Source organism: Ruegeria sp. BG3 (genome assembly GCF_056538485.1).
Genome location: NZ_JBQFTE010000003.1, coordinates 246094 through 261322 on the forward strand (window position 1 = coordinate 246094; position 15229 = coordinate 261322).

The 15229-nt window shown below is 56.4% G+C and carries 12 protein-coding genes; 6 read left to right on the forward strand and 6 right to left on the reverse strand.

The features are described 5' to 3' along the window. The first annotated feature begins 40 nt into the window (after nucleotides 1-40). Entirely contained in the window at nucleotides 41-1465 is a 1425-nt protein-coding gene (locus ACR0AI_RS07075; RefSeq protein WP_480672737.1) for a uracil-xanthine permease family protein, read from the forward strand. 196 nt (nucleotides 1466-1661) lie between these two features. Here ACR0AI_RS07075 and bhcD read toward each other — a convergent pair whose 3' ends face one another. From bhcD to bhcA, 4 genes are all read right to left on the reverse strand, one after another. After that, entirely contained in the window at nucleotides 1662-2627 is a 966-nt protein-coding gene (gene bhcD, locus ACR0AI_RS07080; protein WP_480672739.1) for an iminosuccinate reductase BhcD, read from the reverse strand. A gap of 110 nt (nucleotides 2628-2737) precedes the next feature. Further along, nucleotides 2738-3901 carry a 3-hydroxy-D-aspartate aldolase BhcC gene (gene bhcC, locus ACR0AI_RS07085; RefSeq protein ID WP_480672741.1) on the reverse strand — a complete coding sequence of 388 codons (1164 nt, stop codon included), beginning with the start codon at nucleotides 3899-3901 and terminating at the stop codon, nucleotides 2738-2740. Between the two features lie 42 nt (nucleotides 3902-3943). Next, entirely contained in the window at nucleotides 3944-4912 is a 969-nt protein-coding gene (gene bhcB, locus ACR0AI_RS07090) for a beta-hydroxyaspartate dehydratase BhcB (protein WP_480672743.1), read from the reverse strand. Continuing rightward, on the reverse strand, nucleotides 4912-6102 hold the full coding sequence (gene bhcA / locus ACR0AI_RS07095) for an L-aspartate--glyoxylate aminotransferase BhcA (RefSeq protein WP_480672745.1): 1191 nt from the start codon (nucleotides 6100-6102) through the stop codon (nucleotides 4912-4914). Before bhcA ends, bhcB begins: the two co-directional genes overlap by 1 nt. A 168-nt stretch (nucleotides 6103-6270) precedes the next feature. Between bhcA and bhcR the strand changes: the two genes are divergently transcribed. Next, nucleotides 6271-7107, forward strand: coding sequence for an HTH-type transcriptional regulator BhcR (gene bhcR / locus ACR0AI_RS07100; protein WP_480672747.1), 837 nt, complete (start codon nucleotides 6271-6273; stop codon nucleotides 7105-7107). Between the two features lie 7 nt (nucleotides 7108-7114). On the opposite strand, the gene ACR0AI_RS07105 is transcribed toward bhcR, so the two are convergent. Continuing rightward, a complete protein-coding gene (locus ACR0AI_RS07105) occupies nucleotides 7115-7957 on the reverse strand; it encodes a bifunctional allantoicase/(S)-ureidoglycine aminohydrolase (RefSeq protein ID WP_480672749.1) in 843 nt (280 codons plus the stop codon). Nucleotides 7958-9058: 1101 nt separating this feature from the next. Further along, the gene (locus ACR0AI_RS07110; protein ID WP_480672751.1) at nucleotides 9059-10654 is read right to left on the reverse strand and encodes a GMC family oxidoreductase; all 1596 of its coding nucleotides are present in this window, start codon (nucleotides 10652-10654) and stop codon (nucleotides 9059-9061) included. A gap of 108 nt (nucleotides 10655-10762) precedes the next feature. On the opposite strand from ACR0AI_RS07110, the gene ACR0AI_RS07115 reads away from it, so the two are divergent. The 4 genes from ACR0AI_RS07115 (at nucleotide 10763) to ACR0AI_RS07130 (ending at nucleotide 14885) form a co-directional block, all read left to right on the forward strand. Further along, the gene (locus ACR0AI_RS07115; protein ID WP_170380876.1) at nucleotides 10763-12001 is read left to right on the forward strand and encodes a TRAP transporter substrate-binding protein; all 1239 of its coding nucleotides are present in this window, start codon (nucleotides 10763-10765) and stop codon (nucleotides 11999-12001) included. Between the two features lie 69 nt (nucleotides 12002-12070). After that, nucleotides 12071-12736 carry a TRAP transporter small permease subunit gene (locus ACR0AI_RS07120; protein ID WP_170689707.1) on the forward strand — a complete coding sequence of 222 codons (666 nt, stop codon included), beginning with the start codon at nucleotides 12071-12073 and terminating at the stop codon, nucleotides 12734-12736. Continuing rightward, the gene (locus ACR0AI_RS07125; RefSeq protein WP_170380872.1) at nucleotides 12736-14094 is read left to right on the forward strand and encodes a TRAP transporter large permease; all 1359 of its coding nucleotides are present in this window, start codon (nucleotides 12736-12738) and stop codon (nucleotides 14092-14094) included. The genes ACR0AI_RS07120 and ACR0AI_RS07125 overlap by 1 nt, the downstream gene beginning before the upstream one ends. Nucleotides 14095-14105: 11 nt before the next feature. Then, nucleotides 14106-14885, forward strand: coding sequence for an IclR family transcriptional regulator (locus tag ACR0AI_RS07130; RefSeq protein ID WP_480672753.1), 780 nt, complete (start codon nucleotides 14106-14108; stop codon nucleotides 14883-14885). The last annotated feature ends 344 nt before the right edge of the window (nucleotides 14886-15229 follow it).

A 15229-nucleotide genomic window follows, 5' to 3' on the forward strand; every position in this document is an offset into this window, starting at 1 on the left:
AAAAGGCGCAGACTATCGTCATTTCAAGGAGGGAAACACAGTGTCAGATGCATCGATCGGTACGCCCGAGCAGCTCCGAGATCCGAATTACTCACCCCCGCTCGTCAAGGCAGTGCCACTAGGAATTCAGCATGTGCTGGCGATGTTCGTATCAAACGTCACGCCAGCTATCATCGTTTGTGGTGCCGCAGGATTTGGTTTCGGATCAGACAGCCCCGATTTCCCTCAGATGATCTACATGATCCAGATGTCTATGTTCTTCGCGGGCGTCGCTACTTTATTGCAATCCATTGGCGTGGGTCCTGTTGGCGCAAGGCTACCGATCGTTCAGGGGACTTCGTTTGCCTTCATCCCAATCATGATCCCGCTGGTGGTCGGTAAAGGCGTGGATGCCATTGCGGTCCTGATGGGCGGCGTTGTGGTTGGTGGGCTATTCCACGCTTTTCTGGGGATGTTCATTGGGCGTATCCGCTTTGCCCTTCCACCTCTGGTGACTGGCCTAGTGGTCACCATGATCGGCCTGGCACTGGTGAAAGTGGGTGTCCAATACGCCGCTGGTGGTGTTCCCGCCATCGGAACTGATGAATATGGCTCGGGTTTGAACTGGTTCATGGCTGGGGTTGTCATCGTCGTGACCCTCGGGCTCAAGTTTTTCGCGCGGGGGATGTTGTCGGTTTCCGCGGTACTGATCGGCCTCTTGGTCGGGTATACCGTGGCCTTTGTTTTTGGCCAAGTGAGTTTGGGCAGTGTTGGGCGTGCCGCCTCTTTCGCACTGCCCAATCCGTTGCATTTTGGGATCGAGTTCTCGGTCGCGGCCATTGTCGGCTTCTGTGCGATGTCTTTTGTGTCAGCGGTTGAAACTGTCGGGGATGTTTCCGGTATCACTAAAGGAGGTGCGGGACGTGAGGCAACCGACAGCGAAATTCAAGGTGCGACCTTCGCCGATGGGATAGGCACCGCGCTGTCTGGCCTGTTCGGAGCTTTGCCGAATACATCATTCAGTCAGAACGTTGGCCTGATTGCCATGACCGGGGTCATGAGCAGATCGGTCGTGACGATCGGTGCGCTTTTCCTGATCGTATGCGGCCTTGTTCCGAAAATCGGTGCGATTATCTCGTCCATCCCGATCGAGGTTCTGGGCGGCGGCGTCATCGTCATGTTCGGCATGGTCGTTGCGGCGGGTGTGTCGATGCTGTCAGACGTGAACTGGAGCCGCCGCAATATGGTGATCTTTGCGATATCCTTGAGCCTGGGGCTGGGTCTGCAGCTAGAGCCGGGTGCATTGCAGCATCTTCCTGGGACCATCAAGGTTCTGGCCACATCGGGTATCCTGCCCGCCGCCGTCATCGCAATTGTCTTAAACCTGGTTCTTCCAGAGGAACTATCCGACGAAGCGACCGAAGAAGTGTCCGGCGGCCTGTCCGGGCATGGTTTTGGCTCGGTCGGTCGCGATGATCATCAGTGAGTTTTACGAGGCCATCGAAAACGGCGTGTTGAGGCACGCCGTTTTGTTGTGGAAAAATCTAATTGGTCTTTGAAGCGGATGTTGTCAAAGGCACTGTTCCCAGCAGCAGGTCGATACGTCTATTCCAGCGTTAGCTACGATGTGCAGAGGGCCGCGTGCTGCAAGTAAGACGATAGCAGGACGTGGCCCAATGGCGTTAGAAATCGACCTCGATAGCGATCCCTTTTTCTACGGCAAGGTCGACCACCGCTGCGGCCACCGCAAGATCCTGCAGGCCTACGCCTGTGCCGTCGAACAATGTGATCTGATCATCTGCCGAGCGGCCCTCATGCGTTCCATTGATGACCGCGCCAAGCTGCGCGACATCGCTTTGGCTGATCAGTCCCTCGGCGACGGCGTGCTGTGCCTCGCCAATGGTGACGGATTGCGTGACCTCGTCGGTAAAAACACGCGCCTTGGCCAGCAGGGAAGGTTCGACCTCTTGCTTGCCTTTGGTGTCTGTCCCCATGCAAGCAACATGCGTTCCGGGGCTGACATGGTGCGACATCAACGACGGCGCAAAGGCCGAAGTGATTGAGATGATCACATCCGCTTCGGTCATTCCGTCAAGTTCGACCGCCTCAAACGGGACGCCTGCCTCTACAGCGACTTTCTCGATATTGGGCAGCATTTCCGGGTGGTAGTTCCAGCCAATGACCTTTTCAAAGCTACGCTGTTCCAGCGCGGCGCGTAGTTGAAAGGCGGCCTGATGGCCCGCCCCGATCATGCCAATCACGTTGGCATCTGCGCGGGCCAGATGTTTGATCGACACGGACGAGGCCGCCGCTGTGCGCAGCGCCGTCAGCAGGTTGCCGCCCACCATCGCCGAAGGTTTGCCTGTGTCGGGATCGAACAGGAAAACCGTGGATTGGTGGTTGATCAACCCGCGTTTCTCAAGATTGTTCGGCCAGTAGCCGCCAGCCTTCAGGCCCAAAGTCAGGCCGGCGCGGTCAAAACCACCCTTGAAGCCATACAGAGCGTCCTCGTGGCCGATGGCCTCTCGCACGACAGGGAAGTTATAGGCATCGCCAGCGGCCATCGCTGCAAAGACGCTTTCGACGGCGTCAAAGGCCGCTTGGCGGGTCATCAATCCGGCGATCTCACGCTCGGGTACGATCAACATTTCAGTCTCCACTTGGAATTCGATCGCCCATGCGCTTGTCCCGAAGGGAGCGGAGGCGCACGGGCGAGGATCAGGCTTCTGTCGAGCCAGGTTTCTTTGATTGTTTGGCCTTAGTAGGCGCGGCCGCGTGCGGATACGGGCCAGACCGCCTCGACCTTGCCGTTGCGCACGCCGACATACCAATCATGCACATTGGCTGTCGGATCGCAGTGACCGGGCACCAGCTTGAGCTTGTCGTTGACCTTAAGGACACCATCCGTATCCATCACAACGCCATGCTCGTCCGAGCATTTGATGTACTCAACATCGTCGCGCCCAAACACGACGGGTAAGCCGCTGTCTACCGATTGCGCCTTGAGGCCCGCATCGACGATCGCCTTGTCAGCCTTGGCGTGGCTCATGACGCTCGTCAGGATGAACAGAGCGTTCTCCCACTCTCCACGGTCGATGCGGTTACCGTCCTTGTCCAGAATGCGACCGTAGTCGGCATCCATGAAGGCATAGGACCCGCATTGAAGCTCATTGTATACGCCCGAGTTGGACTCGAAGTAGTAAGAGCCGGTGCCGCCGCCTGAAACCAGCTCGCAATCGATGCCTTCGGCTTTCAGGCCGTCAACGGCGTCTTTGACCATCGCAATTGCGGTATCCAGCTTTTCCTTGCGCGCCTCGTAGCTGTCGAGATGCTGCATCGCACCCTGATAGGCTTGAATGCCGGTGAATTTGAGACTGTCGGCCGCCTCGACGGCTTTGGCAATTTCAATCACCTGAGGCGTAGTGGTCACACCGCACCGTCCCGCTCCGCAGTCGATCTCGACGAAGACCTCAAGCTGAGTGCCGTGATCGACGGCTGCTCTGGAAAGATCTGCGACATTGTCAACATCGTCGACACATACGATAATGCGGCTGCCGAGTTTTGGCAGGCTGGCCAGGCGGTCGATCTTGGCAGGGTCGCGCACCTGGTTCGACACCAACACGTCCTTGATCCCACCGCGCACGAAAACTTCGGCCTCTGAGACCTTCTGACAGCACACGCCCACTGCTCCGCCGATGCGTTCCTGAAGTTTCGCCACATCGACGGATTTGTGCATTTTACCGTGGACTCGGTGGCGCATACCGTGGGCCTTGGCATAGTCGCCCATCTTCTTGATGTTGCGTTCAAGTGCATCGAGATCCAGCACAAGGCTGGGGGTCTGGATATCTGCTTCATCCATTCCGGGCTTGGCCGGAATGTCATAGCCTACTTCGAATGCGTCGAGATTGGTCATATCTTTCATGTCCGTATTCCTGTGTCGGGATTGATGTCTGTTGCGACTGGGTCAGGTGTTCAGCCAGGGCAGCTTGTCCAGATCGACATTGCCACCGGTGATGATCAGGCCGACCCGCTTGCCTTTAAACGCGTCGGGGTTCTTGAGGATCGTAGCCAGAGGCACGGCCGAGGACGGCTCCATCACGATCCGAAGGTGTTTCCATGTTAGCTTCATCGCGTCGATGATCTCTTGTTCAGAGGCCGTGTAGATATCGGAGACGTGGTTCGAGACGAAGTGCCATGTTAGATCTTTCAGGGGCACCAACAGGCCGTCAGCAATGGTCTTCGGCGCATCATCGGCGATGATGTGGCCCGCCTTGAAACTGCGATAGGCGTCATCCGCCTGTTCGGGTTCCGCCGCAATGATATCGGTTTCAGGCGCAAGGGTGGACAGGGTCAGGCACGTGCCGGACACCATGCCGCCGCCGCCGATGGGGGCAACCACCGCGTCCAGACCATCGGTCTGTTCGATGAATTCGCGCGAACAGGTGCCCTGTCCGGCGATCACCCGCGGATCGTTGTAGGGATGGACGAAATCCCCGCCCGTGGCCGCCTGAACCTGGGCGAAGGTCGCCTCGCGAGAGGTGGTTGAAGGCTCACACTCGGTGATTTTTCCTCCGTAGCGACGCACCGTGTCTTTCTTGGCCTGCGGTGCCGTGCGCGGCATCACCACGTTGCACGGAATGCCGCGCCTCGATGCGGCGTAGGACAGGCACGACGCGTGGTTGCCGGAGGAATGGGTGGCAACACCTTTCTGCGCCTGTTCCTCGTCAAGGCCGAACACTGCGTTGGTGGCACCGCGTACCTTGAAGGCACCCGGTTCCTGAAAGTTCTCGCATTTGAAGAACAGTTGGGCGCCCGTCAATTCGTTCAGGTAGTCCGAGGTCCGAACCGGGGTCCGTCGGATGTGAGGCTCGATCCGGTCATGCGCTTCGAGCATGTCCTCATAGGTCGGGATGTACATGGAGAGGTCCTTCATCATGCAGCGTCCTTCTGAACGGCGGCTGGATGGCCGCGATAGTATTCCTGCGCCGCCGCCACGCCCGAGCCCAGTTGGATGTTGAGGCCCAGATCGACCATGCACATTTCGGCCGTCGCGATCCCCGACAGGGCCATGACATCCGTCAGGCTGCCCAGATGTCCGATCCGGAAGACCTTGCCGGCGACTTTGCCAAGGCCGACGCCAAAGGCGACACCGTATTTCTCGGCGGCATGGGTGACGATATCGGTCGCGTTGAAGCCATCCGGCGTGAGGATCGCGCTGACCGTGTCGGAATAAACCGCAGGGTTCGCGGCACAAAGCTCCAGCCCCCATGCGCCTACAGCGGCACGCACCCCTTCGGCGATGCGGGTATGGCGGGCAAAGACGTTCTCCAACCCTTCCTTGAGCAACATGTCGCAGGCTTGGTTTAGGCCGTTCATCAAGCCGACGGCAGGCGTGTAAGGATAGGCGCTGTTTGCGTAGCCCTTGGCCATGTCGTGTACGTCAAAGAAGGTGCGGGGCAGGGTGCCAGTTTTGGTCGCCTCCATCGCCTTCTGGCTAAAGCCGACGATTGCGAGACCAGCAGGCAGCATGAACCCTTTTTGCGATCCGGTGACGGCCACATCGACGCCCCACTCATCAAAGCGGAAATCCATCGACGCGATGGACGAAACACCATCAACGAACAGCAATGCAGGATGCCCTGCCGCGTTCAGCGCCTTGCGAACGGCAGCGATGTCCGACTTTACGCCAGTCGCGGTTTCGTTGTGCGTGGCAAGCACGGCTTTGATCTCGTGGTTCGCGTCGGCAGTCAGAATCTCTTTGTAGCGGTCGGCAGGCAGGCCCTGGCCCCACGGGGTTTCGACGATCTCGACATTTAGCCCGTGGCGCTGGCACATGTCGATCCAGCGATGGCTGAACATGCCGTTGCGCGCGGCCAGAACCTTGTCTCCGGCGGATAGGGTATTGGTCAACGCTGTTTCCCAGCCGCCTGTCCCGGTCGAGGGGAAGATGAACACCTCGGCGCTGTCGCTTTTCAGAACTTTCCGAACACCTGCGCGGGCAGGATGCAGGATTTGCCCAAACAGCGGCGACCGGTGGTCGATCGTGGGCATGTCACAAGCCTTGCGCAGGCTTTCAGGGATATTGGTCGGGCCCGGAATGAAAACGGGGTTTTGAAAGCTCATGGATGGTCTCCTTCCGTCGTTGGAGACATCCTAAGGCCAAGCTTCTTGATTTTAAATTTTTTTGAAAACGATTTTCAAAAACTAATAGTCGCGATTTAAATTATAGTTGTCAGTATCTTATGTTTTTCATATGATGAATTAAAATTTCGAAAAAATCCGAAGGTTCTTATGGTTTCTCAAAAAAATGGCGCTGGCTCCCTTCGAAAAGCCAGGGGAAGGCCGCGAGGGTGGGATGACAAAACGGCTCAGAACACGATCAAATCCCTCGACCGAGCGATGGAGGTTTTCGAGTATCTGAGCGAGGCGCAAGGCAAGTCATTGACGATGCTGTCCGACGAAATGCAGCAGTCCCCGGCCACGGTCTATCGCATCCTTGTCACGCTTGAGGGCAGAGGCCTCGTAGAGTTCGATCCCGTCGAACAGATCTGGCATATCGGCCCCCGCGCCTTTGTCATAGGATCGCGATTTCTACGGCGCACCAGCCTTGTGGATCGGGCAAGGCCGGTGATGCGCAAGCTGATGGAAGCCACGGGTGAGACCGCCAATTTGGGCATTCAGAAAGAAGGCTCGGTTCTGTTTCTAAGCCAGGTGGAAACGCATGCCAGCATCCGGGCTTTTTTCCCGCCCGGAACACTGTCGCCAATGCACGCATCTGGGATCGGGAAGATTCTGCTGGCGCATATGGATGAGGACCGGTTGGACAGATTGCTGGCCTCGGTCCAGTTGCAGGCGTTCACGGGCCGGTCGATTACGACTGTAGAAAGTCTGAAGCAAGACCTGACTTCTATCCGCTCGCGAGGCTTTTCGATCGACAATGAAGAGAAGAACGAAGGCATGCGCTGTATCGCTGCGCCGGTGTTCGACGTGAACGGTGAAGCGGTTGCGGGGATTTCCGTTTCTGGACCCACCAGCCGGGTGCGCGAGGATGGGATCGAAAAGCTCAGCCGCCCCGTGATCGAGGCGGGCCAAGCGTTGACTCAGGCCATCGGAGGAATCGTGAACTGAGAGGCCTCTAACGCCGGTTGGCAGCAGATCCAAGGCGCAGAGGCATGTGTCGGTTCACATCCTTATAGAGCAGGTACCGGAACTTTCCCGGACCGCCGGCGTAACAGGCCTGAGGACAGAACGCGCGCAGCCACATATAGTCACCGGCCTCGACCTCTACCCAGTCATTGTTCAACCGGTACACCGCCTTACCCTCAAGCACATAGAGGCCGTGTTCCATGACATGAGTTTCGAGGAAAGGGATGACCGCACCGGGTTCGAACGTCACCACCGTTACATGCATGTCGTGGCGCAGGTCACTCGGGTCGACAAACCGCGTAGTCGCCCATTTTCCATCGGTGCCAGGCATTGGGGTCGGTGCGATGTCGTTTTCGTTCAGCACGAGGACATCCGGGGTCCCGAGCCCTTCAACGGCCTCATAGGCTTTGCGAATCCAATGGAACTTCAAGGTGTTTTCAGACTGATTGCGCAAGGTCCAGTCGCATCCGGGCGGCAGATAGGCATAGCCGCCTGGGGTCAGCTCATGGTGCGTTCCTTCAGCGATCAGCGTTGCGGCCCCTTCGACCACGAACAGAACACCTTGGGCATCTGGGTCGGTTTCGGGCCGGTCAGAACCTCCGCCCGGTTGCACCTCCATGATATATTGCGAGAATGTCTCGGCAAATCCTGTCAGTGGGCGCGAAATCACCCATAGGCGCGTATCTTCCCAGAACGGCAGAAAGCTCGTCACGATATCTCGCATGGTGCCTTTGGGGATCACGGCGTACGCGTCCGTAAACACGGCGCGGTCCGTCAGCAGCTGGTCTTGTCCGGGGTGTCCGCCATGGGGTGCGTAGTATTGCTTGCTCATCTGTGCTCCTGAAGAAAAGCCGTGCCCGTTTACATATGCTCCGGTTGTGAGGATCGAACCAGCCGTAAGGAGGCGACAGCTCTCTCTGTGAAAATTTGAAAAACGCAGTAATTGTTTGGGGATTTTTTGGTTTCAGCTGGTGTCGGAAGACTTCCCTATTTGATCCGCAATAGGTAGCTTCGCAACGAATTTGCGTTGGGATTCACGAACCGTTCGGCTTGTTCATAGTTTCAAAAGGAAATTTTAGGACACAGCCTACTGATGCGCCGCGCGTCGCTAATGACCGGTAGATACAGCGATTTTCCCTATTGATGCCTGTCATCGACCTTTAGGTGAATCCGAAAGCGGCGAGGATATTTTTCAAACCACGGTTCGAAATGATGACCATCCGGCTTCGAAAACACAATACATCGCGTCGGAGAATAATCTCGACTGCCTAGAAGGGGTCATCTTAGGTATCTCACATCGTATTGCCAGCAGCAGGACGAGCCTGGTGATGTAATCCGACGGATGCTGTACGGTCAAGCTTGAGGCAAGCATGACGAGCAGACCACTAGGTGGCGCTGCGAGCGTCGAAACGGATGGTCAATGAGTTGTGCGTTGTCACGGATCGCAGAGGCAGGTGGGGGTTCGGCAATGCTGCCGTTGGTACAGGCGTAGTTTCGCGAGGTCTACCTGATTATCTGGCGTCGCAGTGTACGACCTAAAAAGCCCCAGTTTGCTTGTGGTGTACGGAACAGATTGACCCGAGCCGCGCGTGGACGGGTTTGCGCTGCGAGCGATCATCCAGATCAATCGAACGAATGGTAGTCGAGCCCCGAGCTATTGATTTTCAACACAAGCCCGGCGCAGGGCACGGTTGCTGCCAAAGAGCGAAACTCCCGAGCGGATCAACTATCTTCCCAAGTTACGGAACCGCCGAAACAGCGGGACACCGGGCGTGAATTGACCTATTTGGGTCATGTTGAACAGTTCAATCCCAGCCAAAGCAGATGTCTCTAAGTAAATGACCTGAGGCCCAACGTCTGTCTTCCATCTTTTCCAGAGACAAGATCACACAGTCAAACCGAGGGATCAAACACTGTACGCTGTTTTGTCGTGTCACGCATCCGCCTGTATCAAGTCACTAGCCTTTTCTCCGATCATGATGGCTGGCGCATTGGTGTTACCACTTACGATTTCCGGCATGATTGAGCAGTCGGCCACTCGTAAGTTGGCTATGCCGTGTACTTTTAGTTTTGCATCTACGACCGATGCTTCGGTGCTTCCCATCGCGCAAGTGCCGGTTGGATGATAAATGGATGCGGTGTTTGATCTGACCCAGTCCAGCGTGCCTTCATAGTCGTCACAACTCAGCTGAGCCGTTGGCCGAAATTCCTCTGAAATCTTTGAGGCCAAAGGATTATGCTTGGCTATTCTGCGGGCGATGTTCACCCCGTCAACAATGGTTCGGCAGTCCGTTTCAGTGGACAGATAGTTCGGTATAATTTTGACATACTTAGATGGATCCGGGCCGTTCAAACGTAGCTCTCCCCGGCTTTCAGGGCGCAGTTGGCAAACCGACATGGTAAAGGCTGAGAACGGATGAACGCCCTCGCCAGGGCTGTCGGCAGACCAGGGCTGGACGTGAAATTGGATATCGGGCGTTTCTACATCCTCGCGCGTCTTCATGAACCCGGTGGCAAGGCTGGCGGCCATGGTCATAGGGCCGGCACGGAACAGTGCGTATTTCAGGGCGATACGGGCCTGATTGAACAGGCTGCGGACTTCATCATTCAGTGTCGGTTCATTGCATTTGAACACGAGCCGGGCCTGCAAGTGGTCCTGCAGTCCTTTGCCAACACCGGGCAAGGCGTGCAGGGGTTCGATGCCGTTTTCCTTCAGGTGGTCTGGGTCTCCGATCCCTGAAAGCATCAGGATTTGCGGCGAGTTTATCGCTCCGCCGGACAGAATGATTTCGCGCCGGACGGTCAGAGTTTTCTCTGTTCCAGAGCGATCCCGGTACACCAGACCGGTTGCTTTCTTTCCCTCCAGAACCACGCGCGTTACGAGCGCATTTGTAATGATGTTTAGGTTTTGTCGATCCCGAATGGGTTTCAGATAGGCAACGGCTGCACTGCACCGGCGGCCATTGCGGGTGGTTAGTTGGAAATACCCCACCCCCTCTTGTTCCGCGCCGTTGTAATCAGGGTTGAACGGATAGCCCGCCGCTTGGGCTGCGGCTACCCACGCGTCACAGATCGGGCGTTGAATACGCATATTGGATACGGACAACGGCCCACCTACGCCATGGAACTCGTCTTCACCTCGCTCCTGGTCCTCGCAGCGCTTGAACAGGGGCAGGACATCGTCCCAGGCCCAGCCCTCATTGCCCATTTGCCGCCAACGATCGTAGTCTTCTTTCTGCCCACGCACGTAGAGCAAACCGTTCAATGAGGACGACCCGCCCAGCACTTTACCACGTGGCCAGTCGATGGATCGACCGTTCAGCCCAGGATCAGGTTCGGTGCGATAACACCAGTCGACCGATGGGTTATGCATGGTTTTGAAGTAGCCAACGGGGATGTGAATCCATGGGTTTGTATCGCGGCCACCTGCCTCAAGTAGCGCAACGGTCGTGTTAGGATCAGCGCTCAGCCGGTTGGCAATGACGCAGCCCGAAGACCCGGCGCCCACAACCGCATAATCCACTTCCATGACTGCCTCCTCCTCACGCCGTCGAAAAAACTCTATGCAAGATGCAAGAAATATACTAGCCTTTTTTGATACAAAACGTCTCAATAATTGCGATCAGGGAGGTAAGCAATGGAGATCGGTAAGAAACTAAGTGGGATTTCGCGGCGGGATTTCTTCCGCGTGGCGGGCCGTTACGGTATGAGTTCTACTCTGCTGGCAGCCGGTGGGTTCGGTGGAGCGATGAGCTTGGCTAACTTGGCGCAAGCGGCTGAATCCACGTATGAAAAGCGGTTCTCAAAAGAGCCCAAGCACACGCTGAAGTTTGGCGCTTCAGGCTTCAACACTCGCAACCTTCTGATCGAACGCGCCGGGGCTATCGAGTTCGCGCGTGATCTGGAAGAACGCACAGATGGTGAGATTCGGATCGAGTTCATCGGCGACAATCAGATCTGCGGACAACTTAGCTGTGTTGAAAAAACCCAGCAGGGAATCGTCGATATCTACGCCGCCTCGACCCAAAACTCGGCTGGTGGCGCGCCTTATCTGAACGTGCTGGACTACGCTTATATGTTCCCAAGCCGCGCGGCGCAGTACCATTTCTTCTACAGCCCTGCGAGCCAGCGCATTCTCCGCGATCCCCTGGAGAAACGGCATGGGCTGAAGTTCCTGTTTACCCATTGCGAACTGCGCGGCCTGCAAATGGGCTCGACCTTTGCTGACAAGCCCACAGTAACCAAATTGGAAGAGTTGTTCGGCACCAAGAACCGTGTGACCGGCACGCAGTTGGGCCGGATTGCAATGCAGTTGCTGAACCTGAACCCGGTTCCGGTGGCTTGGGAAGAGACGTTGGACGCTCTAAAAACAGGTCTGATTGACGGGGCTGAAACTTGGGCCTCTGCTGTGGCTTACGCCAATATGGCGCCGGTGGTTTCGCAGTCGGTGAACCTGAAGTTCTTCTGTGGCACCGAGCACACCTCGATGTCCGCCAAGGTCTTCGATAGCCTCGGAGGCGAGTTGCAAGACGCAGTGATGGAGTCTTCCTACTTCACTCAGGCGTTGATCCAAGGTGCGAATGAGGCTGCGTTGTTGAACACGGTTGGCTTCTCGGAGCCGCAGCTTCCAAACACGATCTTTGCCGAAAACGGTGTCCGCCCGGCCTTCCTGCCGGACGATCAGATTAAACTGGCCGAAGAGATGTGCGCTCCGAATTACAACCCTGAGCCTTGGGCGCAGTGGCGTGAACGCCTGAATAAATGGGCTGGCGGCATCGATACGTATCAGGAAATCTACGACATCGCGCGTGAAATTCCGGCCGATACCCTGCCGGAAAATGTCGAGCCGCGCCGTTGGTGGATGGGCCAAGCCTGATAAGCTGATGTGAACCGGCCCTCAAACGGGCCGGTTCCAAAAAACACACCGACTGGGAGGACGGGGTACATGTCGTTATGGGCAGACATAGGCGCGATCTTCAGCGCCTTTCTCAGCCAGGATTCGTTCGAGATTCAATCCGCTCTGGAATCTGACGCTGCTTGGGTTCTGGGTGCAGTTGCCTCTGCACTCGGTGGGTTTCTGGTCATGCTGATCTATCGAAAGGTGCCCTTCATAGAACGCCATCTGGAACGATCAGTGATGGTTTATTCGTATCTTGCCATTGCACTGATCATCTTCTGGGGCGTGATCGACCGCTTCGTGTTTAACGATCAAGAGCCATGGTCAACGACCATTCCACCCTTGCTTTTTATGGTCATGGCGTGGTTCGGGGCGTCTTATAACGTGCGCCTTCGCACGCATCTGAGTTTCAGCGAGTTTCGCACCGCGATGCCGAGGGCAGGGCAACTCACTTGCCTCATCCTTGATGCGGTTCTGTGGTTTATTTTCGCGGTGATCGTCATTGTCACCACAACCCGACTGGTCGCCCTGTCTGCGTCAAATTTCCAGATCGTACTGGGTACCGACAACGTCATGCAGTGGTGGTTTCTTCTGGCTGCACCGCTGTCTTTCTTCTTGATGGTTGGACGCGTGTTTCAAAACCTCGCGGATGATCTGCACAATTGGAAAACAGGCGAGCCGCTCATCAAGCAGGCCGTGATCGGAGCAGACTAATGACAGATGGAACCATGGTCACACTGATCTCGCTTGGGGTCACTTTTCTCTTCATGCTGGGCGTGCCGGTTCTGCTGGTCATCGGCTACTGGGTCATCGGTTGTTCGTTTGTTCTCGGCTTGACGCTCGACAATATGGGCGCCGAGTTGCTGAACGTCTTCAACAAAGGTTTCGCCTTGCTCGCGATGCCGCTGTTCATCCTGACCGGAGACCTGATCAACAAATCCGGCATCGCTCGGAGGCTCAGCGACTTTGCCTATGCCTGTCTGGGTTGGATACGCGGCGGGCTGGCGATGGCCTCTCTGGGGGCGTGCGGGTTGTTCGCCGCTATCTCGGGCTCAAACTCGGCCACGACCGCCACCATTGGTTCCATGCTGCACCCAGAGATGGTCAAGGGCGGTTATGATGAGCGGTTCAGCGCGGCCACTGCGGCGGCGGGGGGCACGGTGGGGATAATCATTCCGCCGTCGATTATTTTCATCGTCTATGGGTTCCTGATGAACCTGCCGATTTCGGAGCTGTTCGTCGCGGGTATTCTGCCCGGTGCGTTGATGGTCTTTGGTATGCAGTTTGCCTGCTGGATCATCTGTCGCATGAACGGCTGGGGCCACTTGATCCCGCTGCAACTGAACCGGGTGCTGAAAACCGCGTTCGGAGCATGGCTGGGTTTCTTCGCCATCGGACTGGTGCTGTGGGGTATCTATACCGGTAAATTCTCACCCACCGAAGCGGCGGGTGTGACCGTGGGTTTCTGTGTGATCGCCGGGTTGGTCAGCTATCCGATCAACCGGATCATGGGCGCACGGAACGATATTCCGCCGACCGAAAAAAGCTATGCCGAGATGTTCGTGGTCGAAGGTTTTACGATCCCTGAGATCCCCTCAATTGTGATCCGGTCAGCCCAGATAACAGGCATTCTTGCACCACTAATCGCAATTTCAGTGGTGATGCAGCAAATCCTGTCGCTACTGGGCGCGCAAGAAACCATTGGGAATTTTGTAACCTCAATGGGCGGCTACCACGCGGTTCTGTTCACTTCGATGGTGATCGTCTTCTTCTCGGGAATGGTTTTGGAAAGCCTGCCCGTGACGATCATCCTTGCGCCGATCCTCGCGCCGATCGCAGCCTCGGTCGGGATAGATCCGATCCACTTCTCGGTGATCTTCCTGGTGGGCGCGTCTATCGGCTTTATCACTCCGCCCTACGGTTTGAACCTCTATGTGGCATCAGGCGTGACGGGTGTGCCCTATTTCCGGCTCTTGCGATACACGGTGCCTTATCTGGTGGCTTTGCTGTCGGTATGGATCTTGGTGTCGCTTGTACCCGATCTGGCCTTGATCCTGCTGCCAAATAACTAGATTGTTGCGGGATGGCCGAGGCGGAAACACAAGACAAGGAAACCCAGATCCCGACCAACCTGCGCCTTCTTCTCATCCTTGAGGAGGTGGCGCGGCGCGGGGTCGCCGTCAAACCATCGGACCTAATCGAGACATTGGGACTGGCCAAGCCCACAATCCACCGTCTGCTGCAAACCGCTGAGGCCGAAGGTTTCCTACAACGAGATCTGGATGGTCGCTCATTTGGTCCTGGGCGCCGGCTACGGTCGCTTTCGGTCAATACCATGTCTGCCGAACACTTGCGCACTGCGCGTTTGGCAATCTTGCGCAGTGTCGCCGAAAACGTGGGTGAGACTTGCAACTTAGCCATCCCAGACCGGGAAGGGATGATCTACCTCGACCGGGTCGAAACGAAATGGCCGCTGCGCATCCAGTTGCCAATCGGTACTCAGGTGCCGTTCCACTGCACAGCTAGCGGCAAGATGTACCTGTCTACTCTGCGTCAGAAGACGTTGGATGGGTTTCTCTCTGCAGGCAATTTACAACCGCAGACCGAACAATCCCTAACGAACCCTAGTGCACTGCGTGATGAAATCCGCGGAATCGCTGAGAACGGCTACGCGACAGATGATGAGGAGTTCATGGCCGGAATGACGGCCATCGCAGTGCCCATTCGTGATGGACAAGGTAGATTGGTGGGCACACTTTCGGTACATGCTCCAACCCAACGCCACGACGTCAACAGCCTGCTGTCCTTTCTGAACATCCTGCAAAAAGGAGCAGGTGAGCTATCGGAGATGCTGGCTAACTGATTTCTGCTTTTCACCATGGTCAAAGCTTTCGCCAAATCAGACAAAAAATGATCTTTTCAAGTCGGCTAAAGAAATCAGCTATCCGAGCAGTATCATTCGCCGCGTCACGGTCATTCGAACCGCACAAAGGGAGGCGCTCGCTGGCAGAAAGTACGAGTGCTATTGACGCTATCACCAAGGATCGTTCGATCTCGGCGAAGGATTGGGAGCGGGCTTTAAATGTTCGGCAAGATGATCCAACCGGACGGATCGTTTTTTTTAACCAGCTTGAAGATGAATTGTCCGGTTACATCGAATGTCGATGTCTGTGCGTTGCTCAATGCCCGCTATTCCTTTTGTGATGG